The 22539-nt window shown below is 55.6% G+C and carries 38 protein-coding genes and 1 tRNA gene; 25 read left to right on the top strand and 14 right to left on the bottom strand.

Annotation, left to right across the window (positions count from 1 at the left end):
- Positions 1-204 precede the first annotated feature (204 nt).
- From RA27_RS02220 to RA27_RS02180, 9 genes are all read right to left on the bottom strand, one after another.
- On the bottom strand, positions 205-1080 hold the full coding sequence (locus tag RA27_RS02220; RefSeq protein WP_039534567.1) for a transcription termination/antitermination NusG family protein: 876 nt from the start codon (positions 1078-1080) through the stop codon (positions 205-207).
- The gene (locus RA27_RS02215) at positions 1077-1664 is read right to left on the bottom strand and encodes a hypothetical protein (protein WP_039534564.1); all 588 of its coding nucleotides are present in this window, start codon (positions 1662-1664) and stop codon (positions 1077-1079) included. Before RA27_RS02215 ends, RA27_RS02220 begins: the two co-directional genes overlap by 4 nt.
- 248 nt (positions 1665-1912) lie before the next feature.
- Positions 1913-2563 carry a hypothetical protein gene (locus RA27_RS02210; RefSeq protein ID WP_039534563.1) on the bottom strand — a complete coding sequence of 217 codons (651 nt, stop codon included), beginning with the start codon at positions 2561-2563 and terminating at the stop codon, positions 1913-1915.
- Positions 2563-2949, bottom strand: a complete 387-nt coding sequence (locus tag RA27_RS02205; RefSeq protein ID WP_039534562.1) for a hypothetical protein — start codon at positions 2947-2949, stop codon at positions 2563-2565. The genes RA27_RS02210 and RA27_RS02205 overlap by 1 nt, the downstream gene beginning before the upstream one ends.
- Entirely contained in the window at positions 2946-3497 is a 552-nt protein-coding gene (locus RA27_RS02200; RefSeq protein WP_039534561.1) for a hypothetical protein, read from the bottom strand. Before RA27_RS02200 ends, RA27_RS02205 begins: the two co-directional genes overlap by 4 nt.
- A complete protein-coding gene (locus RA27_RS02195; protein ID WP_039534560.1) occupies positions 3490-3930 on the bottom strand; it encodes a hypothetical protein in 441 nt (146 codons plus the stop codon). The genes RA27_RS02200 and RA27_RS02195 overlap by 8 nt, the downstream gene beginning before the upstream one ends.
- The gene (locus RA27_RS02190; protein ID WP_039534559.1) at positions 3927-4724 is read right to left on the bottom strand and encodes a site-specific DNA-methyltransferase; all 798 of its coding nucleotides are present in this window, start codon (positions 4722-4724) and stop codon (positions 3927-3929) included. The genes RA27_RS02195 and RA27_RS02190 overlap by 4 nt, the downstream gene beginning before the upstream one ends.
- Positions 4721-5230: a DUF1937 family protein gene (locus RA27_RS02185; protein WP_052265140.1), complete on the bottom strand. Its 510-nt coding sequence runs from the start codon at positions 5228-5230 to the stop codon at positions 4721-4723. Before RA27_RS02185 ends, RA27_RS02190 begins: the two co-directional genes overlap by 4 nt.
- Before the next feature lie 176 nt (positions 5231-5406).
- Positions 5407-5691 (bottom strand): hypothetical protein, encoded by a 285-nt coding sequence (locus RA27_RS02180; protein WP_152610632.1) that lies wholly within the window; start codon positions 5689-5691, stop codon positions 5407-5409.
- Positions 5692-5857: 166 nt separating this feature from the next.
- Here RA27_RS02180 and RA27_RS02175 point away from each other — a divergent pair, with 166 nt between their 5' ends.
- From RA27_RS02175 to RA27_RS02090, 18 genes are all read left to right on the top strand, one after another.
- Entirely contained in the window at positions 5858-6205 is a 348-nt protein-coding gene (locus tag RA27_RS02175) for a hypothetical protein (protein ID WP_039534557.1), read from the top strand.
- A 245-nt stretch (positions 6206-6450) separates the two neighbouring features.
- Complete coding sequence (locus RA27_RS02170) at positions 6451-7059, top strand: LuxR family transcriptional regulator (protein WP_039534553.1); 609 nt, start codon at positions 6451-6453, stop codon at positions 7057-7059.
- Positions 7060-7087: 28 nt separating this feature from the next.
- Complete coding sequence (locus RA27_RS02165) at positions 7088-7723, top strand: acyl-homoserine-lactone synthase (RefSeq protein WP_052265139.1); 636 nt, start codon at positions 7088-7090, stop codon at positions 7721-7723.
- Between the two features lie 63 nt (positions 7724-7786).
- Entirely contained in the window at positions 7787-8182 is a 396-nt protein-coding gene (locus RA27_RS02160) for a hypothetical protein (RefSeq protein ID WP_039534551.1), read from the top strand.
- A complete protein-coding gene (locus tag RA27_RS02155) occupies positions 8179-8490 on the top strand; it encodes a hypothetical protein (RefSeq protein WP_039534550.1) in 312 nt (103 codons plus the stop codon). The genes RA27_RS02160 and RA27_RS02155 overlap by 4 nt, the downstream gene beginning before the upstream one ends.
- Positions 8487-8849 (top strand): hypothetical protein, encoded by a 363-nt coding sequence (locus RA27_RS02150; RefSeq protein ID WP_152610630.1) that lies wholly within the window; start codon positions 8487-8489, stop codon positions 8847-8849. Before RA27_RS02155 ends, RA27_RS02150 begins: the two co-directional genes overlap by 4 nt.
- A gap of 50 nt (positions 8850-8899) precedes the next feature.
- Positions 8900-9445, top strand: coding sequence for an NYN domain-containing protein (locus tag RA27_RS02145; RefSeq protein ID WP_039536806.1), 546 nt, complete (start codon positions 8900-8902; stop codon positions 9443-9445).
- The gene (locus RA27_RS02140) at positions 9445-9828 is read left to right on the top strand and encodes a GapR family DNA-binding domain-containing protein (RefSeq protein ID WP_343294140.1); all 384 of its coding nucleotides are present in this window, start codon (positions 9445-9447) and stop codon (positions 9826-9828) included. Before RA27_RS02145 ends, RA27_RS02140 begins: the two co-directional genes overlap by 1 nt.
- Before the next feature lie 3 nt (positions 9829-9831).
- Positions 9832-10242: a hypothetical protein gene (locus RA27_RS02135; protein ID WP_039534545.1), complete on the top strand. Its 411-nt coding sequence runs from the start codon at positions 9832-9834 to the stop codon at positions 10240-10242.
- Positions 10243-10246: 4 nt separating this feature from the next.
- Entirely contained in the window at positions 10247-10609 is a 363-nt protein-coding gene (locus tag RA27_RS24320; RefSeq protein WP_193746455.1) for a hypothetical protein, read from the top strand.
- Between the two features lie 36 nt (positions 10610-10645).
- Positions 10646-11773, top strand: a complete 1128-nt coding sequence (locus RA27_RS02125) for a DNA polymerase III subunit beta (protein WP_052265138.1) — start codon at positions 10646-10648, stop codon at positions 11771-11773.
- Positions 11774-11782: 9 nt separating this feature from the next.
- Positions 11783-11998, top strand: a complete 216-nt coding sequence (locus RA27_RS02120; protein ID WP_039534543.1) for a hypothetical protein — start codon at positions 11783-11785, stop codon at positions 11996-11998.
- Entirely contained in the window at positions 11991-12353 is a 363-nt protein-coding gene (locus RA27_RS02115) for a hypothetical protein (protein ID WP_039534541.1), read from the top strand. The genes RA27_RS02120 and RA27_RS02115 overlap by 8 nt, the downstream gene beginning before the upstream one ends.
- Positions 12350-13999 (top strand): DEAD/DEAH box helicase, encoded by a 1650-nt coding sequence (locus tag RA27_RS02110; RefSeq protein WP_039534539.1) that lies wholly within the window; start codon positions 12350-12352, stop codon positions 13997-13999. Before RA27_RS02115 ends, RA27_RS02110 begins: the two co-directional genes overlap by 4 nt.
- The gene (locus RA27_RS02105) at positions 13996-14256 is read left to right on the top strand and encodes a pyocin activator PrtN family protein (protein ID WP_039534536.1); all 261 of its coding nucleotides are present in this window, start codon (positions 13996-13998) and stop codon (positions 14254-14256) included. The genes RA27_RS02110 and RA27_RS02105 overlap by 4 nt, the downstream gene beginning before the upstream one ends.
- Positions 14257-14272: 16 nt before the next feature.
- The gene (locus RA27_RS02100) at positions 14273-14629 is read left to right on the top strand and encodes a hypothetical protein (protein WP_039534534.1); all 357 of its coding nucleotides are present in this window, start codon (positions 14273-14275) and stop codon (positions 14627-14629) included.
- A 19-nt stretch (positions 14630-14648) separates the two neighbouring features.
- Positions 14649-15446 carry a hypothetical protein gene (locus RA27_RS02095; RefSeq protein ID WP_039534532.1) on the top strand — a complete coding sequence of 266 codons (798 nt, stop codon included), beginning with the start codon at positions 14649-14651 and terminating at the stop codon, positions 15444-15446.
- 170 nt (positions 15447-15616) lie between these two features.
- A complete protein-coding gene (locus RA27_RS02090; protein ID WP_039534530.1) occupies positions 15617-15904 on the top strand; it encodes a hypothetical protein in 288 nt (95 codons plus the stop codon).
- Between the two features lie 205 nt (positions 15905-16109).
- Here the strand turns inward: RA27_RS02090 and RA27_RS24015 are convergent, their stop codons facing one another.
- Positions 16110-16334 (bottom strand): hypothetical protein, encoded by a 225-nt coding sequence (locus RA27_RS24015; protein ID WP_152610629.1) that lies wholly within the window; start codon positions 16332-16334, stop codon positions 16110-16112.
- Between the two features lie 45 nt (positions 16335-16379).
- Here RA27_RS24015 and RA27_RS02080 point away from each other — a divergent pair, with 45 nt between their 5' ends.
- The 4 genes from RA27_RS02080 (at position 16380) to RA27_RS02060 (ending at position 18061) form a co-directional block, all read left to right on the top strand.
- Complete coding sequence (locus RA27_RS02080) at positions 16380-16625, top strand: hypothetical protein (protein WP_039534524.1); 246 nt, start codon at positions 16380-16382, stop codon at positions 16623-16625.
- Between the two features lie 245 nt (positions 16626-16870).
- Positions 16871-17149, top strand: a complete 279-nt coding sequence (locus RA27_RS02070) for a DUF4031 domain-containing protein (RefSeq protein WP_039534519.1) — start codon at positions 16871-16873, stop codon at positions 17147-17149.
- The gene (locus RA27_RS02065; RefSeq protein ID WP_039534515.1) at positions 17149-17769 is read left to right on the top strand and encodes a hypothetical protein; all 621 of its coding nucleotides are present in this window, start codon (positions 17149-17151) and stop codon (positions 17767-17769) included. The genes RA27_RS02070 and RA27_RS02065 overlap by 1 nt, the downstream gene beginning before the upstream one ends.
- Positions 17770-17806: 37 nt before the next feature.
- Positions 17807-18061 (top strand): hypothetical protein, encoded by a 255-nt coding sequence (locus RA27_RS02060; protein ID WP_152610628.1) that lies wholly within the window; start codon positions 17807-17809, stop codon positions 18059-18061.
- 407 nt (positions 18062-18468) lie between these two features.
- On the opposite strand, the gene RA27_RS02055 is transcribed toward RA27_RS02060, so the two are convergent.
- Both RA27_RS02055 and RA27_RS02050 read right to left on the bottom strand, forming a co-directional pair.
- Positions 18469-18545: transfer RNA gene (locus RA27_RS02055), tRNA-His, on the bottom strand.
- Positions 18546-18592: 47 nt separating this feature from the next.
- Positions 18593-19075 (bottom strand): GNAT family N-acetyltransferase, encoded by a 483-nt coding sequence (locus RA27_RS02050; RefSeq protein ID WP_039534510.1) that lies wholly within the window; start codon positions 19073-19075, stop codon positions 18593-18595.
- A 78-nt stretch (positions 19076-19153) separates the two neighbouring features.
- Between RA27_RS02050 and RA27_RS02045 the strand changes: the two genes are divergently transcribed.
- Positions 19154-19342, top strand: a complete 189-nt coding sequence (locus RA27_RS02045; protein ID WP_039534508.1) for a DUF6324 family protein — start codon at positions 19154-19156, stop codon at positions 19340-19342.
- Positions 19343-19346: 4 nt separating this feature from the next.
- On the opposite strand, the gene RA27_RS02040 is transcribed toward RA27_RS02045, so the two are convergent.
- On the bottom strand, positions 19347-19778 hold the full coding sequence (locus tag RA27_RS02040) for an MmcB family DNA repair protein (RefSeq protein WP_039534506.1): 432 nt from the start codon (positions 19776-19778) through the stop codon (positions 19347-19349).
- Positions 19779-19891: 113 nt separating this feature from the next.
- Here RA27_RS02040 and RA27_RS02035 point away from each other — a divergent pair, with 113 nt between their 5' ends.
- Both RA27_RS02035 and RA27_RS02030 read left to right on the top strand, forming a co-directional pair.
- Positions 19892-20212 (top strand): metalloregulator ArsR/SmtB family transcription factor, encoded by a 321-nt coding sequence (locus tag RA27_RS02035; protein WP_039534503.1) that lies wholly within the window; start codon positions 19892-19894, stop codon positions 20210-20212.
- Positions 20209-20634: an SRPBCC domain-containing protein gene (locus RA27_RS02030; protein ID WP_039534501.1), complete on the top strand. Its 426-nt coding sequence runs from the start codon at positions 20209-20211 to the stop codon at positions 20632-20634. Before RA27_RS02035 ends, RA27_RS02030 begins: the two co-directional genes overlap by 4 nt.
- A gap of 1552 nt (positions 20635-22186) precedes the next feature.
- Here RA27_RS02030 and RA27_RS02015 read toward each other — a convergent pair.
- Positions 22187-22492, bottom strand: a complete 306-nt coding sequence (locus tag RA27_RS02015) for a hypothetical protein (protein ID WP_039534497.1) — start codon at positions 22490-22492, stop codon at positions 22187-22189.
- Between the last annotated feature and the right edge of the window lie 47 nt (positions 22493-22539).

The raw sequence follows: 22539 nt of genomic DNA, 5'->3' as shown, positions 1-22539 counted from the left end.
TAGCACTGTCAGGTGTTGGCGCTATTGCGGGATCACCTGACTTTGACGGAATACGGTTGATAGCGGGAACTGATCTTGCGCTTTCGACCGCCCGGTAAGCTGGCATGTATCTTTCAACAGTGGCCAGCAAACCTTCGTCTGATTCCATTTGTTAAGGGAAGATGCTGTATCCGGTCAACCCCCCTTAACAATTGGTGGTGATGCTTAACAAAATCCAGAGCGCCACGAATTCCACTTGTGCCGCGCCATTTCTATGCTGTCAGAACCTACAGCTGCACGCCGCCCGCAATTGCCGCAGGTTACGCAGAAACCGTCCTTCGCCTTGGTTACGGTCGCGGCCCGATGACCGCAAATGCAAGCCGAAAGCTTTGGGTCAAAGTCCCCATCGGCCTCTTTCCCGACTACCTCAGCAACTTCGCCGGGAAGATCAAGAACCGGCAGTTTCTCCACCGGTATTTCCAGTGGCGTTGAGCGCCCGAATATCTCAATCACGCCCGTCGCAGCCTTTTCCGAAACGTCGATGATCGTGCAGTCAAAATCCACGAAAGGACCATCGGGAACCTTGACGACATCACCCGCGACATATCCCGCCCCTGCCTTCATGATCTGATGGCATTTTGGGGACAGCATACCGCCACCCCACTGCCGCATAAGACGCGCGATCCGCGATCTGGGAATCATGACCGGAACGCCACCCGCCCCCATCACACCCGACACCACATCCAAACGCATCAGATCATGCCAACGGTTTTCGCCTACCGGCCAACCGACAAACACCCAGCCAACAATCAGAGGTTTAGCCACAAGGTGCTTTTCATTCGAGAACCGGTTCTTGCGACGCATCTCTTTTTCGATTGGCAGGAATACCTCAAAGCCAGCGCGACGCATCAGATGTTCTGAAACGAACACCTTCTTACCAGTTCCCTTGATCCGACGCTTGCGAACATTCCCGGCCCGATCCTTGAAGGTCTCAAATTCGCCGCCAACCATAGTCTTGCGAATGCCACCAACGTGCTTGTGCTTCACTCGCACCGCGAACCACTGCAGTTCCTGCGCCTCAATCTTTCCCATCATGCTCATGCCTTGCCCCCATCTTGAGCGCCAAGCTGTGCGATACGCCGACACTTCTCGATGGCTGACAAACGCCGCGCGCGCCAATCGGACTCGGTCGGGGTGAGTTCATCCCCACGCGTCAACCGATATTCGATATCTTCCATCCTGCGGACGGCATCATGCGCCCGTTCTTTGATGCCCTTGACAGCCCACGCGCCCGGCCATTTCCGCGACTGGCGAAGCTCGAAAAGCAACTCAGGTGCCCACCCACTATCCAGAGCATCGCGCCCGAGTTGGTTGGCAAACACCGCCCGGATCAGCGGCGATGCATCGTCACCCGGTGGCTGTATTTGCGCGGCCCATTCAAGAATACGATTTGCGATGGGGAAGCGGTCTTTGTCTTTGCCAGTGGGATGGCCCGCCGCGTGTTCTTCCAAAGCCGCCAGATTGGCCTCGGTCATGTACGCCAAGCGCGCGCACAAGTCCTGAACCATTTCCTCAAATTGCGCCTTAGTCAAACTGGATGGTTTTGCCAGACCACGCCTTTCCAAAGGCTTGATCAGCAGTTGTTTGACCTTCTTTTCACCGTCTGCCTGTTCTGTACTGTCCATCGGTTTTGCCCTTTTTCATAGCATCTGCCCCGGTCTCAAATTGGCGCTCGGTTGGTATTGGGGCGCTTTCGGCAATGTGATTTTTTTATATTTTCGTCTTATGTCCTGTTAGCCCGGAAAAATTCGGCGCGAAAAGTCGGCGAAACATGCCAAACCTTTCCATATTCAGTCGAATTCGCTCCGGCTTCGTTCCGGTTTCCTTCCAAGTTCCATCCGTTTTCCTTCCGCTGGAAGAAACTGGAAAGAACCTATCGGGCCATTTCAGCGCGCCAATCCAAGCCTCCGCGCTTGAGTTCAAAGGCTTCCAAAGCCTTCCTGATCAGCGGCACTCGCCGTTGTCCGTTAACGTCGAAGTGATCCACAAGGAACTGATCAAACTGCAGTACAAGCGTCTGATCCTCTGTCATGCCCTTGGGCGCACCGGCCCGCAGCATCTTGTCGGGAAGTTCGGCAATCCGCTTGCGTTCGCGGTCAGCCTCACGCTTGGCCATCTTGTCGTCACGCAGGCCCAAAGCCTCTTGCGCGATCTCAAGCACAACCGGGTGATAGAGGCGCATCTGACCATTGTCGCAACGGCATTCCTTCCAGTTGTAGAGAGGCGTCACAGGCCGCTCCATAAGCCGCCGCCATTCGTCCAACGTCTCACCCACCAAACGGGCCAGCAGCCGTTCATCCAGCGGCAGCGTGCCGACCGGGCTTTCCTTTTGCGCGATGCAGAAAAGATCGAAGCCAACTGCGCGCACTTCTTTGTCCGCCAGCAGGCGAAACTCAGAATGCATCCAGCGGTCAAAGCGCCACGTCATGAAGAAATGGCTTTCCAGCCGTTCGCCGGTTCTGATCGGATATTCAAAGAGGTCTTCGCTATCGACCAACCTCATATGTGCCGCTGCCTCGCCCATCAATTGCCTGCCTCCAATATTCTTGCCTGTCGATCTCCGTACCATTCGGACATCAGGCGCGAGGCGTAGTTCCGCCCAGCCCGAGACAACGCCCGAAGGTCATCATTTTCTTTTTCGTATTTGCCCATGCGCCATGCCAACAGCGCGGGCGCAGCCTTCTGCCCCACACGGCGCATTTCGGCCTCATCCATACGGCGGCAGGCGTCACAGCAATAAAGCTGCCAGCTGCGCGCCTGAACAAAGCGGCGCGAACACATGGGGTTCAGACAAACCCCCGGCTCAACCAATGGAAAACTATCCAATTCGCCGTGTGCAGCGACGCGAAATGGCTCCATGTCAAAATGCGCCGCCGGTGCATTCTCGAAGCGGGGTGGCCGAAGGGTCATGGTGCGCACCCTCCTGCAACGCCCGTATTTAGGCCGTTTTTTTGAGGCCGCGAAACTGACGGATTTTCGGCTTGCAAGCGTTCGGCATACTTCATCGCTGCAGCCAAAATCCGCTGCTTGCCTCGTGCTGATCCCTTCCGCATAACCTTGGCGATGTAGGTATCGGTCTTGAAGCCCAAGGCAATGCTGGCCTCGCGCATACTTTGAAAGGTTAAAGTTCCGATCTTGAATGCGCGGGCGTTGGCCGTTGGCCCAGTCGGAGCAAGCCCCACGCGATCTTCGCGACCACACCTGATCGCCTGACGGATACCGTTCGCCGTGATTCCGAAATGCTTAGCTGCAGCTTCGGCATCAGAGAAAACCTGACCACGAATGCGTACTGGCATGGGTTCAACACCGCCATGCCCGTTCCCGATGCGATGTTCCGTGCCGCGCTGCAGGGCCTTGTGTACGGCATCGACAGTTACGCCCTTGGCCTTTGCAATCGCCTCGGCATTGGCATAGGTCACGCCGTCAATCGTGATGTCCTTGTAAACGCGCTTACCCATTGCCGCCCCCAACGAAGTACGGATCATCAGACAAACCAAATACCTTGAGCTTTTGCTCAATTCCCCTGATCACGCGCAGGCGGTGCCAGCGTTGTTCAACGGCAATCCGAGACCGACCCAACAGGGCCGCAATCGTGGTGAAGTTCTTTCCCCGCGCCTTGAGTCGCAACAGCTTGTGATCGACAGCAGGCGACCAATTGGGATGAAAGATGGCCTCTAGGGGGCTGGCCGTAGACGATGGAACCCCAAGGCGTCTGGCCGGATCGGATACGGCGGGCGCTGCAGGTTCCGCCACCTTACGCGCGGCACCTTTAGCCGCCTTGGCCTCGGCTTCCCGAAGTTGACGCGAGATGTAGCTGCCGGAAATACCCAGTTGGCGGGCCGCTTCGGCCTGCGATGGGTATTCAACCCCATTTATGCAGCATGGTTTCATATTAGCGCCTCCTGAACTTCGGCGGTCAGCTGAGGCCCGACGGCGCGGGCAGACCCAACCGCCTTGGCCACGCGCAGGCACGCCATGTCGAAATACTTGGGGTTCAATTCCACGCCGATGGCGCGGCGACCGGTCAGGGCTGCAGCAACCAACGTGGTTCCGCTGCCCATGAACGGGTCCAGAATGAGTTGCCCCGGATTGGTGAAATCCAGAACCATTTCCTTCATCAGCCGCCACGGCTTTTCGGTCGGGTGCCCACCGTGACGATCTGGCGGGTTGGTCAGATGCGTGTAGACGCCGCGCTTGCCGCCCGCGTTCCAGCGCGCGTATCCAGCGCCACACCATGCAGCAACAAAAGCCTCAGCGCCTTGCGCCGGGCCTTGACCATTCATTTGTGGCGTGCTGTCGGGCTTAATCCAAAGGCAACCACGCTTGTACTTGATCGGCGATGGATTGATGACATCCGCCCAGCGTGCGGTGCCTTCCAGCGTACAGAAACCAAGAAACCAGCCACGGCAATTCTGCGCGGCCAGATCAATGATTTCGTCGCGAATGCCATCAACACCGTCGAAGTCCAAAGGCTTCAATTCGGCGCGACCGTCCGTGCGCATGTCGCGCTCTTTCCCGGTCTTTACGTCATGCAGGGACTGTTCATAGGGGAAGTCAGAAATCAGATGATCAACCGCGCCGAGTTCCGGCATGACCTGCATCGCATCACCAAGGATCAGGCGGCAATCGCCGATAATCTCTTCCCGCAGGATGGGTCCAACATCTTGACGCAGCGCAGCGGTCATGCCCCGCCCCCAAACTCAGAGCCAGGTCTGATCAGATAAACAGGGATGTTGTGCCAAAGCGCCCAGCAGGCTTCGCGCCAAACGCCCCACGACCGGTCCCACCCTTCCATGGGCGGGATGATGAAGCTGGCAGAGACGGACATAAGCGGCATGCACCAAGCCGACCAGAAATGATCGTCCATCGGATCTATGTCGCCTTCCGTGTCGGCGTGAACGATAGCGCACGCCTGCAGGATCGGAGACACGACCGTCAGGCCGTCGCGGGCGAACAAACGCGCCCAGCGTGCGGTTCTCATCTCTACATCCAATGACAGCGCCCGATCCCAGCGACCATCATCGTTCAGAACTTCCTTGGAATACGGCGTGGCAAGATAGGCCATCCGGCTGCGCGCCGAACGGACCACTTCCGATACCGGGCTATCCACATGCAGCAATACATCATCCGGGTACGCGCGGATCAGCGCGGCCCAGTCGATCTTGTCTGGCATCTTGAATTCAACACCCATGCTGCACCCCGATGAAAAAGGGGGCGCAGGCCAATTTTGAGGAGGAAACCCGCGCCCCAGTTCCAACAGGGAGGTAGGGGGCGAGGAACGCGGATGGCCTTAGCCCCCAAGTAGAAAACAACAGGGCCATGCCCTGCCGCATCCGCGTATTCTTCAAAATCAAACGGGCAGCACGATTACTCATCGTCTGCCCCGCTGTCTTGGTCAGTGCGCCAAGTCCCGATATCGACGCCTTTACGCGCCGCAATATCCAACAACTCGCGTTCAAGCGCTTGCGCGAAGTCCAGCTTCACGCCTTTGGATTTGTGCAACCCGGTGAGCGCCCGATTTCTGCTGCCCGGCGTATCATCCCGCATCAGGTCAGAATGATGCACGCCCAGCTTTGTGATCGCCCTTGACGCCCACTCTCGGAATTCCTTGGATGTCGGTAGCGTTCCCTCTTGGGGAGTCTTGGACGTCACGCGATCACCTTTCTTTACGCTTCATCATAAATCTTTATGATGAGACGCAACAAAGGTCAACCCACTGGACTAATCACCCGATAGGATGTAGATAAATATATACCTTCACAGTTTTGTATGATGTGCGTTAAGAATAAGGCATCAACGCGCTAATGGTTTTTTGTTCATGCCCCAACTATCTGAAGAAGACATCGAAAAGTGGGAACGTCGCAGACGGAATATTCGAATTCTGATAACTGCGCTCGACACCGACCCGACAAACTTCGCGACCAGCGTTGGCATATCCCCGAACACGCTCACAAAGTTCGTATACGGCAAGACGCCCACCCTGTCCTCACGGACACTGGACCTCATCTTGCCGCCTTTAGGGCTTGCGTCCGTGGATCAGTTGGACACAGACAATCCCCTAACTGATCCGAGGATCAGGTTGCAAAAAATCATTACGAATCTGGACGGTGTGGAGCAGGAGCGCTTGGCGCAGGAACTGGAAGTCCGTTTTTCTGACAAAAAATAATCTCCAGAACCTCAAGACACTCACTATCGGACAATTGCGCACACTTTGCCTGCAGCGATGAATTATGACGCTGTACCAATTTCGCCTCTCTAAGCATTACCAAATTAATTTTGGTTTTTGATCTATTCCGTAGCACCGACCTATTTCAAAGCGTCGGTATGGTCCATACGGGGTTTCCCGTAATGGACTCCGTTGGGACTTAATTTTATTTGCCTCATCATAGTTTTTTATGATAAGGGGACATTATGAACATAGTACAGCCCATATCCACTCTGACCGATAGCTTTGCGTTTAATGCAGGGACTAATCCATACCAGCCCCAGACCGTGCACAGCACCTACCGCCCGGACTGGCTGGAAAAATACATTGATAACCAATGGTATAAGTCTGATCCCGTTGCCAAGAAAGCGCACGCCAGCCTCGTATCACGCACACCACTGGCCCTTACGCCAGAGGACACCAGTTGCGATATGTACGAGGAAGCACGCGCATACGGGGCCGACGCTAACATAGTTTTTGCGACCCAGTATGGAGGCAACATTTTGATTATTGGCGCACAAGTAGATAATCCCACGTCGGTAGCGACCCAGCGGGCGCTGGCGGATGCGACGCAGCTGTCCCATCGGCTTACGACAATCAGCAAGCTATCGGCACTCAGCGACCGACAGTTTGAAGTTCTTGAACTTGCCGATAGCGGATTACAAGTGTCGCAGATCGCAGCCGAAATGGACATTACCGAAGCCGCTGTCGCGCGCCTCAAGCAGCGGATTTGCGAACGCCTTGACGTGCGCCAATGGAATATCGCAGTCAACAGTTACTCACTTGAGAAGTGGGGAAGCCTGATCGCACGCTGATCACGAAACACTCTTGCCATAGTTGTTTATGGCCTACAGCCTCACTATCGTGCGAAACGCGAAGTTCTACGATGGTGAGGCAATGAAGCTCGAAAGCAAAATCCTAAAAATATTCGATCCACAAGGCGACAACGATCTGCTTTACCAGATGTTTGCCATGCGCAAACAGCTGTTTGTGGATCACCTAAAGTGGGACCTTGACCACTTTGACGAAATCGAAGTGGACCAGTACGACAACCCGCATTCACGCTATGTCGTTGTTTTTGACGAACAACGGAAAGTTGTTGGATGTACGCGGCTGATGCCGACAACCAGCAAGTTGAAATACGGCTTCACCTACATGATCCGCGACGCGTCTCTTGGCATGCTCGACTCCATCCCAACAGACCTGATCGAACAGGCCCCAGTGGATGATTCGGTATGGGAAGCGACACGCTTCGCCGTAAGCACGTCCCTTCCAAACGACAAGCGCAACATCGTACTGACAGCAGTCTGCGAAGCAGCCGTGAACTACGCCCGCACACAAGGCGTCAAAGAGATACTGGGCCTGATGAGCCCTTTCTTTCTACGGTGGCTACCTCGGGCGGGGTTTGACGTATCAGCTGCAGGCCCGACAATCAGCGCCGGTGGCGATCCTTGCTGCGTGATCAGATACTCGACGTAAAGTTTTAGTTGTCATCATAAAATTTTATGATAGTAATGGCGTCATCTAAAAGAGGACGCCGTAATGCCTACTCAAACTAATTTCACCGCCGAAACCAAAACACCCACACCAGAATTCCCGCTGATCTCAGACAACCTTCTGCGGGAATTCTCCACCCCAAAACCTAACTGGACCACCGGTGATTTCACCGAAGGGGAACGCGCCATGCTGGCGACTGCCCTTCCCGAAATCTGCCGGGAACTGCTGAAAGCCCGTGAAGTTTCAGCAGCGCGACGCCAGCATAATGAGGCAGGCAAGTCAGGTGCACGGATTGCACGCGCGCGCCACATCCTGAAATCAACGGGGTTTAGCCAAAAGCGCGTTCGCATCGCGTGCCAGACGCTCTTGGAACTCTCAAGCTGTCCGAATGACCGCTTAGCGGCGCATCAAGTTCTCAAGCAAATGCGGGGGGATGAATGATGTCTCTCATCCACGACCGCCGCGCGATCTTTATCGCAAACCTCAAAAACCTTGACGCAGCCGGACAACAAGACGCCTTCGTGGCCGAAGTGATCGAAACCTTTGGGCACCTGACTCCGCCTGCGGGCGACCTGAGCCACCGCTGGGAACTCGACCTGCACGGGATCAGCGCTGACGGCGCGACCGAGGAAGAGGCAATCGCCAACTGGAAGCGTCAAGCCGACAGGCTCTACCCTGAGCAAGACACAGAAGATGACGGCTTTATTACCGTCCACCCGCGACCGACAGCGAATGGGGTGGCGGCATGATGAACGCAGCCACACAAACACGAGTTACCGCCTGTGAAACCGGCGAAACTGCCGGGGGCTTGGCTTCGACCGCCCCCGGCATCTTTTCCCGCCATATCTCACAGCGCTCAAATCTGCCAAACGCGGTCTGGAATGTGACCGTCAGGATGCCGGACGGATCAATCGACACGAAGGTAGTCGAAATCGACGGCGGCAACCTGCAGGCAGACACAGACACCCTTTGCCGCATCGCCCTTGCTGAACAGCACTGCGTTGAAGCCAAGGAAGTGCTTCGGATCACGCTTGGCCGCACCCCCCACCCCCACAAACTGCGCAAGCTGCACCGCATCCTGAGCGCGTTTCGCTCGGGCCAGCGCTGAATTCAGCGCACCCCCTCAATTTCTAAACCCCCTAACCAAAAGGCATGAGCATGTTCTACCAAAACGAAACGACAGCGATTTTCGTTGATGGCCCCAACTTCTACCATTCCGCCAAGGCGCTCGGTTTCGATGTCGATTACGCGCGACTGAAAGGCATGATCGAAAAGCAATGCCGCCTGCTGCGCGCGACATACTTCACAATGCTGGTCGAACGCGATGAGCATGTCGCGGTTCGGCCCATGGTCGATTTCCTGCAGTACAACGGCTGGACCGTGGTTGCCAAAGACGCCCGCGAATTTGTGGACGGTGACGGACGGCGCAGGTTCAAGGGAAACACTGACATTGACATGGCCTTGGCAGCGGCGCGGATCGCGACACGCATCCACCACGCCGTCCTGTTCACTGGCAATCAGGATTTCTGCCCGCTGGTCGAGTACCTGCAGGACCAAGGCGCGCGCGTGTCTTTGGTATCAAGCATCAAAACCGAACCAGCCATGGCATCTGATGAACTGCGCCGGAAGGCCGACAACTTCATCGAACTGAGCGAACTGCGCCCATCCATTGAGCGAACAGCCCGCCGCGTCAGCGCAGCCTGATGGACGATACGCGCGTCACCATAAGCGCAGGGGGCGCGTCCGTGGAAACCACGGTCGCCGCCCTCAAGAACCGCCACGAGGAAATCCGCCGACAGCAAGGCAAGCCCCCGATGAAACCAGACCCAACTTTCGACAAAGCCGCAGACAACTCCTATCGCGTCACCGCCAGCGAACTGCGCGGCATCGTTGACCAGATCGAAAAGATCGAAGCCGAGCAGGAAGAGCTTAAAGACCAGAAAGCGTCAGAATACGCCGCCGCCAAAGCGCGCGGATACGACACCAAGGCGCTGCGCGCGGTCATCGCCAACCGCAAGAAAGACAAGGACCAGATGGCCGAACATCAGGCCGTTGTGGAACTCTACTCAGAAGCGCTGGGGATGTGATACATGCAGGTCAATCGCTACCTCAAGAACAAAGCCATGGACAAAATCGACCATGCGCTTGGCCGTCCCGCAAACCCCAAATCCCCGACCTACCGCAATCGCTTTTGCGTGGACACCGATTCCACGGAAGCGGATGCATTTCGCGCGTCGCCTCACTGGACAGAAGGCAGGTCGGGATTTGGAAGCACTCTGTTCTGGGTAAACGAACACGGGCGCGACGCGCTGTACGAGCATCTGCGCGAGATTGGCGACAAGCACCGGCTTTTCGTCGTCACGTATCAGGGCACCGAGATGACTCCAGTCGCCTCAACGTCTCACGCAGCGGCCAAGTACGACGCATGGCTAAAGCTGGATTGGTGCGACCTGCCCTTCGGCGAATTCGTGCGCGAAACCCGCGTGCGACTGGCGGGGTGAAGCGATGAACACCCCAATGAAGCCCATCCCGATCACTGCCGCCAAGCGCGTCGCCGACGATTTTGGCTACGACCAAGTAGTGATTATCGCCCGACGCGTCGGCGAAGAGCCCGACCCGTGTGGCGAACACGTAACCACCTATGGTCGCTCCAAGGCGCATTGCAGTGTCGCCGCACAGATCGGCGACTTCCTGAAATTCAAGGTCATGGGCTGGGTATCCGAACGTCGGGAAACCAACTCCATCGCCCGCGCCGCCAAAGTCCGCACCAAGCGCGACGCCTTCAACCGGCTGCGCAAAGCCATCCGAAACCACGACAGCGTTGCCGCCGAGAAGGCTTGGGAACACTGCGAACACTACATCGACTGACCGCAAACAAAGCGGCTCACTGACGGAGGAAGAGACATGAACATGCAGGCACCCATCACCGCAGCACACGCATTGATCGCAGCGTCCGATCTGAAATCCGCCATGAAAAAAGCGGCTATTGTGATCGAACGTCGCAACACGATACCAGTTCTCGGCTGCGTCAAGATCATTGCGAAGGCCGGGTCACAAACGCTGACAATGCTTGCCTCTGATCTGGACCTGTATCTGCGCCTCAAAGTGCCCGCCGAAGTTTCCAAAGACTTCGCTTGCGCAGTACCCGCCGGTGCACTCTCAGCCATCACAGACGGCGCATCTGGTCCGATTGGCATGTCTCTCGAAGACGATATTTTGACGATGACAGCCGACGATATTGTAACGACGCAACGCCTGATAAGCCCACCCGAGGACTTTCCGTGGCGCACGATCAGTGAAGACCATGAAATCGAAAAAGCAGACACCGTAATTGCCAGCGAAACTCAGTTGCACCGCCTGTTTCATCTGGGACGCCACTGTATCAGCACGGAAGAAACGCGCTATTATCTCAACGGCGCATTTCTGACGCGCGACCCTGACAGCGGGAATCTTCGCGCCGTCACCACTGATGGACATCGCCTTGGCGTGGTGGACACGGAAATCAACGCCATGGGTGAACTGGGAACCATCGTTCCCAGCAAGACCGTCGATCTGCTCTTGCATATGTGCAAACCCAAAGGGAACGAACCGGTCAACATCAAACTGACCGAAGATCGTGCAGCCTTTGATTTTGGAGATGTGCACCTTTTCTCGAAGTGCATCGACGGAAACTACCCGGACTACACGCGGGTCATTCCCGGCTACACGCCGACCAGCCATTGTTCGCTCAGCAAATCCCCGGTCCTGCGAATGATGAAACTGTGCGGGTCAATTGCTCATGCCTTCCGCCAACATGTCAAACTGGACCCAAACGCAGGAACGATCAGCTTTGAAGACATAAACCGAGGCAAAGTTTCCATGCCCCTGCAGGGAGACGGCGAAAGCCACATAGGCTTTGACCTGAAACACCTTGCAGAACAGCTGAAAGCGACGCCGGAAATTAAGGTCGAATTCGCAAGCGCTGGCGACCCCGCCCGGATCAAATCAGAAGACCCGAAAGCCTTCTGGATTTTGATGCCAGTTCGCCTCTGAGCCGATGCCATGCCCGACCCATCCCTGCACGGAAACGGCGAAGACTGCCCGGCCTGCGCACTTCGGCGCGAAGCTGATCGCGACCGCACTGTGTATGGGTCGGCGCGTCTGGACTGCAACAACTGCCACGGCACTGGCCGCATCGCCTACACCGTCCGCCAAGTCTACGAAATCCAGCTGGCCGAAGCCCGGAAACACTATTGGAGCCAGAAGCAATATGCCTGACACCATCCGCCCCGAAGTATTGACCGCCCAGCTGCGGCGCGTGCGCTTCCCGGTCTCGACCGAGCAAAAGCTGCAGGATGCTTTGGAACAGTACCTGCAGGATCACGCCATCCCGTATGAGCGTGAATTTCACTTGGGGCCGGGCGACCGCATCGACTTTCTTGTCGATGGCGACATCGGCGTCGAAGTCAAAACCCGATACCCGCGACGCAGCACTTTCCGCCAGCTGAAACGCTACTGCGAAGCACGCGATTTGCGGTCACTCATTCTAGTCACAGGCACCACAATGGGCCTGCCAGAAAGCATCAACGACAAGCCCTTGTTCATCGTCTCTGTCGGAAGAGGCGCGCTATGAACGCTTACGGCACACTTGACTACAACGGGACTGCGTGGCGCATCTCCGACCTGCAGCCGCACGTCGCCATCGCCTTCAAGCGCCTCTTCCCGAAAGTACCGGCACACGGGACAGAACTGTTTCTGAGTGACACAGACGAGAACCGCGCGGATCTACATTGGTTCATGCAGCGCTACCCCATGAACCACAATCACGGCCCGATCTTGGTTGAAGGCGTCGAACGGCTCACCACCAAAGCAGCTGAGCGCGAACGTATTCTGATGCCCGGCTGGACACCCGGCGAAACCGCTGGGTTCTGTGACGGAAAGCAGCCTTATAATTATCAAAAGCAGGCGGCAGCTGTGACGATCCAGAACCCCAGCCTGCTGCTGGGCGACGATCTAGGGCTTGGCAAAACGATTTCAGCGCTCTGCACGCTGACCAGCGGGGCACCCCTGCCCGCAGCTGTAGTTGTGCAGGCACACCTTGCCGACCAATGGGCCGAACGCGCCCATGAATTCACCCACCTTCGCGTGCACGTCATCAAGGGCACCAAGCCTTACGACCTGCCGGTCGCAGATTTGTATGTGTTCCGTTACTCGAACATTGCTGGGTGGATCGACATCATCAACACCGGCCTTTTCAAAACGGCAATCTACGACGAAGCGCAAGAACTGCGAACTGGTCACGAAACCGCAAAGGGCAATGCCGCCCGCATCCTATCAAGTCAGGCCACCGTGCGCTTGGGCCTGACCGCGACGCCGATCTACAACTACGGCGACGAAATCTTTAACGTCATGCAGTTCATTGAACCCAACATGCTCGGCAACCGAGATGAATTCATGCGCGAATGGTGCGGGTGGAGCAAAACCGTCAGAGACCCCGATGCATTGGGAACCTACCTGCGCGACAAAGGTTATTTCCTGCGCCGCACCGAACACGACGCCTCGGTCGCGGCTGAAATCCCGCCGCTCAACACCGTTGACTGGGAAGTGGAGTGGAACGACGGCGCAGCCGACGAAGCCGAAGACCTGTTCAAGACACTGGCTCTGACCGTGCTTGAAGGCAGTTTTGTCAAAGCAGGCAAAGCCGCCCGTGAACTGGACATGAAAATGCGCCTGCTGACCGGTGTCGCCAAGGCGGACGCGGTTGCCGCTTATGTCGATATGCTGCTGCAGGACAGCCCACGGGTACTGCTGGCGGGCTGGCACCGGGATGTTTACGAAAAATGGATGAGCGCCTTGGCGCACCACAACCCGGTTCTCTACACCGGCTCAGAGACCGCCGCAGCCAAGCGCAGAAACGTCAAAGCCTTCACCACGGGCAATTCCCGCGTCATCGCCATTTCCCTGCGCTCAGGTGCGGGCTTAGACGGCCTGCAGGAATACTGCAACGAAGTGGTGTTCGGCGAACTCGACTGGTCGCCGCAGGTCCACAAGCAAGTCATCGGCAGGTTGCGCCGCCCCGGCCAGACCAAGCAGGTGACGGCCCACTACCTGCACACCAGCGGCGGCAGCGATCCCGTCATCATGGACATGCTGGGCGTCAAAGCTGACCAGAGCCGGGGCATCGTGGACCCGATGAAGGGTTACGAGGCGAAACACCAAGACGACACCCGAATTCGCAGACTTGCTAAGGCAGTCCTTGGCCGGGAGGACGATGAATGAACACCGCATTTCTTTTGATGGCCCGCTATGAAGGTCAACCCATTATCCCCGTCAAAAAGGTTTGCGCCGATTTCTTTCCGCACCTGACGGAAATGAAATTGCTGCGGAAAGTCCGAGAGGGCCAGCTGCCCCTACCCTTGGTCAGTATTGAGGCCAGCCAGAAGAGCGCGAAGGGCGTGCACCTGCAGGACTTAGCCGACTATCTCGACACGCGCAGGGCCGAAGCCCAGCGGGAATTTAAGCAAATGTACGGATAGAAAAGGAACCTCAAACATGCCTTTGGATTTAGACGAACAAGACTTGGTTGCTGAGCGAGGCGCAATCATCGCCGAGATTATGATGCTTGCGTATTGGGTAAACAGCACGACGGAATATTGTGTATTTGCCGAATTCTCCGGTCATGTGGATCATTTCAGAGTCGAAATAGCCAGATCGAAAGATGCCTATTACGACAAGATTGCCTCGACCGAGTTTTACACCCGGTACAGTGGGGACGAGTCTTGGAAAATCACACCCATGGATCACCTACGGGCTAAGCGCGATCACCTAAAACACATCTTGGATCACTGTGAAATCGATGTTGCAGGAATGGACGCGGTTCAGAGAACAACTGAGACCTACAACTTCTGAACACCACGAGGAACAATTCATGCCCAAAGTCAAAACGGTAATAATCGACGTGGAGTCGGCAGGAAAGTGGCACTCGACCCCGGTTGAAATTCTGGTCAACTCAGATGGCGAATTCTATTGCAATGTCCCCGAGTGTGCCTTGGTCTTTTTCCAAACTGGCGGCACATATAACGGCGCGACGTGTGAAGTACGCCGCCGAGGCGCGAAACGTCAACTTTTTGCCCCATCCTTCAACACCCTGCATCAAGCTCTGAGCAAGGGCATCACGTCCGCCTTTTCACCCGATGTGAGGGAAGAGCATGTCATACGGTACAACATCGAAAGTCACGTCGCATTCTGGGAAAAATCTGACGGCACGATTGTTCCAAATGGATACTTTGCCGACTCAGTTCCGGGTAGCTCAGACAGGGACGGCCAGTGGGCAGACCAAGGCACGAGCAGAAACAGCATGTTCGGCGGACACCACGCGATCAATCCCGCGAAGGGTGGCTACTCTCTGACCATCGGCGCGAAAGCACTGACAAAGCGCACCGAAACCTACGGTGAAGCCGAGAAAGTAACATACAGCGAATACTATGCAGGGGGCAGCCATCTGGGCGGCGAAAACCCGGCGCAGCGCCTCAACGGCTGGGTTTCATTTGAGCTTCCCAAGAACTGCAGGGAAATGCCGTACACCGACGAAGCGGCTGAGTTCTTCTACAAACTCCTGATCGGCATGGCGCAGCTGTCGCGCATGATCCAAAACGCTACGTTCGAAGAGGCCGATCTGATGCGCGCCATCTCGAACAATTCACTGCCCATGCTGGCGTCATCCTAAAGGTTCAGGCCCATGTTTTGGACAAATTTGGAGTGGGAATCGTGGACAGTCGGGATTGAGTTTTTCAGCGGCGTCAGGCTGCACCTTGGCCCCCTGAAAATCCACTACATCAAGCGCGGTTCGCGGCTGCATCGGGACTTCCAGATCGTCAAAAAGCAAAAGGACGCGCGATGGGACGCTTGAACTGGGAACAATGGCGGACCGATAACCCCAAGCCCGAAAGGGAATGGGCGCGCTCACCTTGCCCCCGGTGCGGCGCTGTGACGGTTAAAGAGGCCAGCCAGAAATGCAGACCAACGCAGCTGCCAAGTGGTGAATATGAGTGCCCACGCGACGACGAAGAGGCCCCCACCTACTTTGGCTTTCTGCACGACCATTCGCCTGAGATTGAGGAATGGAACGGGAAATTCTGGGGCGCTGTAGCCTACGACGAAGGCTACACAGACCAACTGGACTGAAAGGAACCCGTGCGATGACTTGGGAATACGTGCCTAGAAATTGGTCTATCATGCGACCAAACCCGTACTGGAAGTTCGGTGCATGGACTGTTTTTGAAAGTTCACAAGGCTGGCGAATTGTGGGCAGTCCAAAGTTCGTCGGCCTGACATTTGAAAAGCTTGGCTCTGCCTTCCTTTTCGCTGAGCAAATTCCACAACCCCGAAATCATGAATAGAGGAACCGGCGATGCTGCTTTGCAAACTCATACGCGACGATGACGGTGACTGCATCCCTGATGATGAGCAGGTTTGGTGCCTTGTGACCCCCTACGCCGATGGCGATCAGAGATTTTGCACTGCCGAGTATTTCGGCGATGGCGAGGGTAACGCAGTCGCCAAAACAAAACGCGTCAAGCGCGGCGGCATTACCTGCCCCCAGTGCATCAGCCACATCAAGCTAATCAAGGCCGTAAGGCTATAACCGAAAGGAACCGACATGGCGAATATGTACCCACCCGAAGTGATCGCTGCAGCCAAGCGCGTTTCTTCCATCCTCACGAGCGGTTGCGACCGGTGCGAAATGGATGATCTCGACCTGCTGCACTCAAATGCACTGATGACCATAGGTCCAGTCGAACACGCATCCGACACGCTGGAAGAGGGCGATACAGCTTACTTTTTCAATGAAGCAGGGGACCGGCTGGTCGCTGAAATTCAAGGGAGCGACAAAGGAAACCAATGAACCGATACCGCTTTCTAATACCCGGCGACGATGGACGACCAATGCAGTTCCCGCCGATCGCTCCATTCTGGATTACGGGCTGTAACGACACTCACACCGTTGTCGTCGCATATGCCCCGAACCTTCAAACCCTAACCTCCGAATCACACTGGCCGGATGCCGAAGAGATTGAGGATTGGGGGGAACAAAAAATCACATTTACCAGCCGGTTCCCGAAGCCGGATTGGTGGCGGTAAGGAAGGCCCATGACCGTATATGTAGACGACATGCATAAATCCCCGATGGGTCAGTTTGGCAGGATGAAAATGTGCCACATGATTGCCGACAGCACCGAAGAACTTTTGGCGATGGCTGACAGGATCGGGGTTGCGCGAAAGTGGCTACAGGACCCCGGCACACATCAAGAGCATTTCGACATCGCAATGAGTAAGCGCGCGCTGGCCGTAAAGGCTGGGGCGAAAGAAATCACCATGCGAGAACTCGCGATGATAACCATCAATCGCCGACCACAAAGGACCGGGTAATGCTGTTAGTTCCTGAAATCTCGACCGTCGTAATTTTGCCGCCGCGTACAGGCAGCAGCAGCCTGCGCAAAGCACTCCTAGCCAGATACTCGATGGCGATGCAGGTCTATCGTCACATGGAAGCCGACGGCATTCCTCTGGGTTACGACACATGGCGCAGAGTAGGCATCGTGAGAAACCCTATCGACCGGCTTTGGTCGCTTTACAAATTCCTGGGCGATTTTGGCGGCGGGCAACACGATCCAGCCTTTGTCAAAACAATGCGCCAAAGCGTAGAGCGCCCGTTCTCGGAATGGTTGCTGGAAAATGAAGTCACATTCACGTCGCCGTATGACCGTGCAGGGTTTGGCCGTTTCTGGCCTGCCTACAGCGTCCGCCATCCCATGCCCGAGAACCGAAAATCTCAGGCAGTTTATATTCGACCGGATCTAGGAACGGAATTTTGGGATTTCTCGAACATCGATGCCATGGCCGAGTCGCTTGGCGTTGTGCTGCACCTGAGAGAAAACCAGACCCAAGACGAAAACAAACCATCCATCACACCAGAGGCGATGGGCTATCTGATGCGCGTCCACAGTTGGGACTTTTCTGTAACGTCGCCTGCGATTGCAGCTGAATAGCAGATAAATGATCCAAACAAACAATGAGGAACCAGCCATGGTCGATACTGAACAATCAAAAGCAATGATCGCGAAGCCTTCATACGAACTTGATCCCAACTTCATCACCGCCACTGTCGAAGTGTCGCCGACGAACGGGGAACCTGCAAAAATTGAGGTTCGCAGCGCGAAGAAAATCAGCAACTCAGCTGTGTGCGTCCTTCACGTTGAAATTGACGGTCAGCGCGCCACATTCGACGCCAATCTGGTCTCACAAGCCATTGCAGCTGCGCAGTGGATCGAACCGGGCTAGGCAACGCAAAACCATCAACCGCAAAGGGCCGCGCACAAAAGCGCGGCCTTTTCGTTTTCGAAGTACCGACAGTGCCGTATCATCCCACCCATAATAAGTACGACTTTTGGGGCTACTTGGTACGACTCAAGAAACGCATTCAGGACAGGAGCTTGCGCGGCAATATTGCAAATAGGTACGACAAAAGTACGACTTCGCCAACACACACCCAATAACTATTTGTTTATATTTAAGTATTTTGAAACTCAGCCCAATCCATCATGGGTGCCACGGAGAGGCGCGCACTCTTGCGAATATCTGAGAGTTTTTTGTCTGGCATGTCTCACTACATCTTCAGAGTGCGCTTTCAGGCAAGAGCTTGGTTAACCCAAAGACCCTTGTCAGTCGACCATCAAAACCTGAGAATATGGTACCGCCTCCCTGGCTTGAACAGGGGACCTCTGGATCCACAATCCAGCGCTCTAACCAACTGAGCTAAGGCGGCACTTGTGAGGGGCGATTTAGCGAAGGCGTGCGGGGATTGCAAGGGGATTAAAGCCGAATTCGCCAGCTTTGTTCCACCAGATCGACCCCAAAAGAATGCACCGGTTTGCTGTCCATCAGCTCCCACCCAAAGCTACGATAAAGCCCACAGGCGGCGGCGTGGCTTTCGTGGGTCCATAGTACCATGCCACTATACCCGACATTGCGTGCAAACCCCATGCAGGTGGTCAACAAACGCCTGCCCAGCCCGTGCCCGCGCGCCTCGGGCACCAGAAGAAACAGGCGCAGTTTGGCCGTTCTCTCGTCCTGAGTGACACAGAAAATACTTCCCAGACGCACCCCTGCGCGCTCTGCAATCCAACCCCGTTCACGTGCCGGATCATGATTTGCGATGAAGTCCTCAAGGATTCCCGCAACCAATGGGGCGAAGGTGTCATCAAACCCCTCATCCCGGGCATAGAGCGTGCCGTGCCGCTCGATCAACCACCGAGCGTCACCGGCGTGGAAAGGTCTGAGTTTAATTTCATCCATGCCTTATCTGACCCCATAGGCCGCTTGATTCTCAACCCGTGCCGCGTTAGCACCAATGCGCATTTCCCGGAGGCGCAAATGGGCATCAATACCGAACGCGATATCGAAGCGAACCTGCAAATCGGCCCGACCGATCATGGCATGGTACGTCTGTTCATCGAAGGTTCCGGCATAGAGATCCCGATGGATTTCGACCCCGAAGAAGCCGAGGAAATCGCTGAGGAAATCCGTGCAGCAGCGCAGGCCGCGCGGGCGGTGTCGGGTTAAATCACTAAATTCGCGGATCACGCAAAGCCTGCAATCTGCGTGCAGCATCCACAGCAAATTTCTGGATCATCTTCTTGCGCCGCGCCGGCGCAAGTTTGCTTTCCGGGCTCATGCGGATGATCTCGGCATCATAAGCATCGGCGATGATCAGCCCTGTTTCCTCGGGCAACAGATCGGTCGGGAAATCAGTGTCAACGGCCCAGAAGAATCGGTCGCACCATTGCAGATAGCCCTGCCATTTGGAATCTGACTGATAATCCGCACGGCTTGATTTGCATTCGATTACCCACAACTCGCCCGTTGGTCCCAGCCCCAACACGTCCACACGCAGGCCGCGGGTGGGAACGAATTCTTCAATCGAAACATATCCATGAGTAAGAAGGTGTCGAGAAACACCTCGTGCCAATTTCTGTCCGGGTTGCAGATCCAATGTCATTTCCAAAATGTGAACAATTCATGAACAAAAATCAAGCATCAGCTTGCACTTGACATAATACCATTTGGTATTGCATTTAATATAAAACCATTTGGTATCACGACGAGGTGCCCATGAATACACAAACCCAAAACGCGTTTCGCGCCCTTGCCGACCCAACCCGCAGGGACATTGTTCTGATGCTTGCATCTGAAGAAATGACCATCGGGCAATTGACGGATCGTTTCGACATGACCCGAGCCGCCGTCAAAAAGCACCTGACCGTGCTGTCAGATGGCGGCCTGATCACAGTCGAGGCCCGAGGCCGGGAACGTATCAATCGCCTTGAACCCATGGGCATGGCCCCCGTTCTGGACTGGCTCAGCTACTTTGACCGGTTCTGGGATGATCGCCTTGCCAACCTGAAGAAAGCTATTGAAGGAAACCAGAAATGACCGAAGCAGTTTTACAGAAAACCATCTTTCTCCGCGCAACGCCGGAAACGGTCTGGGATTATCTGACTAAGCCCGAAAGGCTTGCAGAGTGGTTTCATAGACCCGAACAGCCCTTAGCTGCAGGAAAAAAGCTCGAGATGTATGGGACGACCAGCGGCAATCTTCTGATCTGGGGTGAAGTACGTGAGGCGAGGCCACCCGAATATCTGGAATACACGTTCACCGTCAAACCGATGGGTGACGCGGTCAGCGTCGTCAAATGGACGCTGGAACCTGTTGCTGGCGGCACGCGTCTTGGATTGTTGCATGAAGGTCTGCCTCAGGGCGCCGAGGCATTTGGTCTGATCCTATCGCTGGATGACGGCTGGGATGAGCATTTCGGCAAGATGCGAACCGCGCTGCACGAAACCGTTGACGCCTAACCCCTTGTGCAAACCCGCCGCACACCCTACTTAGGCCCGTGGCGGGTTCTGCCCTTCTTGTGACAGGTAGCATTCTGGTGGCCTTAAGCAATTCCGAGGGGGCTGGCTCTGTTCAGGTCCTGGCCTGATTACCTGGCGCCCACCTGTACATACAGGTCCTCGGGAATCAAACCGCACGGTTGACTGGTGGTCCCGCCGCATCAATTAAGTCTCAAGGCCTGCAATGGCGCGCACTTCATGCTCGCCAGTAGCGGGTTTGGTTCGCGCCATCACTCATTTAGCTACGTTACAGTTGTCTAAAATCTTCCATTTCAGAGTCAGCTTCGCGGACAAAGCCGTCGTTCGGTCTGACTTCTTCAAGGTCTGGAGTTGCGCGATTGCTGCCATTCGGTGAGCGACGTTGCTGAGCAGCCTCATCTGACTGGTCCAAGTTGATTGTTAGTTCGTGATTTGCCTATGGTCCATCCGGACGATGGTTTCCGGGGCTGGTGTTGCTCACAAAAGGTCAGCAGAGCGATCACAAAGGCGCGGCAACCCTCCTGCCTGATCTGCCAGACGCCTCAGAACTGATCGGTGACAAAGGATACGACAGTGATGCCTGTCGCTCGGCCCTGAAAGAGTGCGGGATCATCTCGTGCATTCCTCCAAGAGCAAAGCGGAAGCATCCCGCAAGCTACTGTAAAACAATATACAAACAACGTCACAAGGTAGAGAATCTGTTCGCCAAGATCAAAGATTGGCGCCGAGTCGCAACCCGCTATGACCGCTGCGTCCGCACCTCCTTCTCAGCTATCTGCATCGCCGCAATAATCATATTCTGGATCAATCAATGAGTCCTGAGCCTAGAAACCGGGCCCGCACGGAACAATAGGGCCGGCCGGTTCGACAAGGCGAATAACACCCGCATTGATGCACTTGAAGTCTACAGTTGTTCCCAATGTTGTTCCGCCTAGGCCAGCGGGACCATCTTCGCGGATTGCACCGGGTTCCGATTGAGAGCCGGACGCGGAGGTTCCCACGCTCTGCGGCGCACCACGCGGCGAGAAGTCTGCAATTCGGTCGGAGTGGTTGATTGCTTGCGAAATCGTTGAGCGAGCATCATGTACAGTCCCGCGTTGGCCGTGGTCACGCAATGGGCCGGCCATGGACATTCCAGCACTCAGAACAATGGCGAAAGCCGTGGCGGATGTGATCAGTGTCTTTTTCATAACTTGGTCCCTTTCGGTTGAGCGTGCTGTTACGCTGTGTGTGAGACCAAGTTGGCAATCTGTGGTTCGAATTTATTGCGCTGGCACGTCAAAGTTTTGAGAAATGCCATCAGATTGATGCCCGTTCGCGGCACCTGCCGTAGTACGGCGGCCCAAGTTAGGTAAACATTGGTTTTGCTACATCAGTCCGCGAAACTGAATAGGTGGAAATCAACACTGAGCAGACAGCTGACATTTGAGCAAAGTGCAGCATCGGTCCAAATGGGCTCACAGCGGACAATCCCAAGGCCACTTTCGGGCAACCTGATGTAGCAACTCTACTTCCTCGAAGTCGAACAGCGGCTCTAGCGCGGGGCATTTGCCTCCTGTTCCACTGCGACAGGTTTCAAACCATGCACCACCGGTGTTCCGCGACGCGGGCCTTGGGGTTTTTCCGCCATGCCCATGATCTTGTAGGCAAACTGAACCCCGGCGAAGACGATGCCGTTCATGAACCAGATCATGACAAGCGCAATCAGACCGATTTCCGAGTTGGCGATCAGGTGGCGCAGGTTGGCCACGTTCAACGCCAGAAGCACCGCAACAAACACCGCCGAGATTACGAACCCCCACACGACTTGAGTAATATAAAGACGGATCAATTTAGGCACGGCGAACCTCCTTGCGCTATGACATTCAGGTTAGCGCATATTTGGTC

Source organism: Ruegeria sp. ANG-R, from assembly GCF_000813985.1.
Classification (GTDB): Bacteria; Pseudomonadota; Alphaproteobacteria; order Rhodobacterales; family Rhodobacteraceae; genus Ruegeria.
This window is presented reverse-complemented; position numbering and strand designations above follow the sequence as displayed.

Excerpts from the sequence above, each read along its gene's own strand:
- RA27_RS02080 (WP_039534524.1), top strand. The coding sequence starts at position 16,380 with ATGGCGAATATGTACCCACCCGAAGTGATCGCTGCAGCCAAGCGCGTT.
- RA27_RS02035 (WP_039534503.1), top strand. The coding sequence starts at position 19,892 with ATGAATACACAAACCCAAAACGCGTTTCGCGCCCTTGCCGACCCAACC.
- RA27_RS02200 (WP_039534561.1), bottom strand. The coding sequence starts at position 3,497 with ATGGGTAAGCGCGTTTACAAGGACATCACGATTGACGGCGTGACCTAT.
- RA27_RS02150 (WP_152610630.1), top strand. The coding sequence starts at position 8,487 with ATGATGAACGCAGCCACACAAACACGAGTTACCGCCTGTGAAACCGGC.
- RA27_RS02140 (WP_343294140.1), top strand. The coding sequence starts at position 9,445 with ATGGACGATACGCGCGTCACCATAAGCGCAGGGGGCGCGTCCGTGGAA.
- RA27_RS02045 (WP_039534508.1), top strand. The coding sequence starts at position 19,154 with ATGGGCATCAATACCGAACGCGATATCGAAGCGAACCTGCAAATCGGC.
- RA27_RS02185 (WP_052265140.1), bottom strand. The coding sequence starts at position 5,230 with ATGGGTGTTGAATTCAAGATGCCAGACAAGATCGACTGGGCCGCGCTG.
- RA27_RS02165 (WP_052265139.1), top strand. The coding sequence starts at position 7,088 with ATGGCCTACAGCCTCACTATCGTGCGAAACGCGAAGTTCTACGATGGT.
- RA27_RS02145 (WP_039536806.1), top strand. The coding sequence starts at position 8,900 with ATGTTCTACCAAAACGAAACGACAGCGATTTTCGTTGATGGCCCCAAC.
- RA27_RS02120 (WP_039534543.1), top strand. The coding sequence starts at position 11,783 with ATGCCCGACCCATCCCTGCACGGAAACGGCGAAGACTGCCCGGCCTGC.
- RA27_RS02205 (WP_039534562.1), bottom strand. The coding sequence starts at position 2,949 with ATGACCCTTCGGCCACCCCGCTTCGAGAATGCACCGGCGGCGCATTTT.
- RA27_RS24320 (WP_193746455.1), top strand. The coding sequence starts at position 10,247 with ATGAACACCCCAATGAAGCCCATCCCGATCACTGCCGCCAAGCGCGTC.
- RA27_RS02115 (WP_039534541.1), top strand. The coding sequence starts at position 11,991 with ATGCCTGACACCATCCGCCCCGAAGTATTGACCGCCCAGCTGCGGCGC.
- RA27_RS02220 (WP_039534567.1), bottom strand. The coding sequence starts at position 1,080 with ATGAGCATGATGGGAAAGATTGAGGCGCAGGAACTGCAGTGGTTCGCG.
- RA27_RS02170 (WP_039534553.1), top strand. The coding sequence starts at position 6,451 with ATGAACATAGTACAGCCCATATCCACTCTGACCGATAGCTTTGCGTTT.
- RA27_RS02105 (WP_039534536.1), top strand. The coding sequence starts at position 13,996 with ATGAACACCGCATTTCTTTTGATGGCCCGCTATGAAGGTCAACCCATT.
- RA27_RS02190 (WP_039534559.1), bottom strand. The coding sequence starts at position 4,724 with ATGACCGCTGCGCTGCGTCAAGATGTTGGACCCATCCTGCGGGAAGAG.
- RA27_RS02095 (WP_039534532.1), top strand. The coding sequence starts at position 14,649 with ATGCCCAAAGTCAAAACGGTAATAATCGACGTGGAGTCGGCAGGAAAG.
- RA27_RS02065 (WP_039534515.1), top strand. The coding sequence starts at position 17,149 with ATGCTGTTAGTTCCTGAAATCTCGACCGTCGTAATTTTGCCGCCGCGT.
- RA27_RS02195 (WP_039534560.1), bottom strand. The coding sequence starts at position 3,930 with ATGAAACCATGCTGCATAAATGGGGTTGAATACCCATCGCAGGCCGAA.
- RA27_RS02160 (WP_039534551.1), top strand. The coding sequence starts at position 7,787 with ATGCCTACTCAAACTAATTTCACCGCCGAAACCAAAACACCCACACCA.
- RA27_RS02110 (WP_039534539.1), top strand. The coding sequence starts at position 12,350 with ATGAACGCTTACGGCACACTTGACTACAACGGGACTGCGTGGCGCATC.
- RA27_RS02090 (WP_039534530.1), top strand. The coding sequence starts at position 15,617 with ATGGGACGCTTGAACTGGGAACAATGGCGGACCGATAACCCCAAGCCC.
- RA27_RS02215 (WP_039534564.1), bottom strand. The coding sequence starts at position 1,664 with ATGGACAGTACAGAACAGGCAGACGGTGAAAAGAAGGTCAAACAACTG.
- RA27_RS02135 (WP_039534545.1), top strand. The coding sequence starts at position 9,832 with ATGCAGGTCAATCGCTACCTCAAGAACAAAGCCATGGACAAAATCGAC.
- RA27_RS02210 (WP_039534563.1), bottom strand. The coding sequence starts at position 2,563 with ATGGGCGAGGCAGCGGCACATATGAGGTTGGTCGATAGCGAAGACCTC.
- RA27_RS02175 (WP_039534557.1), top strand. The coding sequence starts at position 5,858 with ATGCCCCAACTATCTGAAGAAGACATCGAAAAGTGGGAACGTCGCAGA.
- RA27_RS02070 (WP_039534519.1), top strand. The coding sequence starts at position 16,871 with ATGACCGTATATGTAGACGACATGCATAAATCCCCGATGGGTCAGTTT.
- RA27_RS02100 (WP_039534534.1), top strand. The coding sequence starts at position 14,273 with ATGCCTTTGGATTTAGACGAACAAGACTTGGTTGCTGAGCGAGGCGCA.
- RA27_RS02040 (WP_039534506.1), bottom strand. The coding sequence starts at position 19,778 with ATGACATTGGATCTGCAACCCGGACAGAAATTGGCACGAGGTGTTTCT.
- RA27_RS02155 (WP_039534550.1), top strand. The coding sequence starts at position 8,179 with ATGATGTCTCTCATCCACGACCGCCGCGCGATCTTTATCGCAAACCTC.
- RA27_RS02060 (WP_152610628.1), top strand. The coding sequence starts at position 17,807 with ATGGTCGATACTGAACAATCAAAAGCAATGATCGCGAAGCCTTCATAC.
- RA27_RS02030 (WP_039534501.1), top strand. The coding sequence starts at position 20,209 with ATGACCGAAGCAGTTTTACAGAAAACCATCTTTCTCCGCGCAACGCCG.
- RA27_RS02050 (WP_039534510.1), bottom strand. The coding sequence starts at position 19,075 with ATGGATGAAATTAAACTCAGACCTTTCCACGCCGGTGACGCTCGGTGG.
- RA27_RS02125 (WP_052265138.1), top strand. The coding sequence starts at position 10,646 with ATGAACATGCAGGCACCCATCACCGCAGCACACGCATTGATCGCAGCG.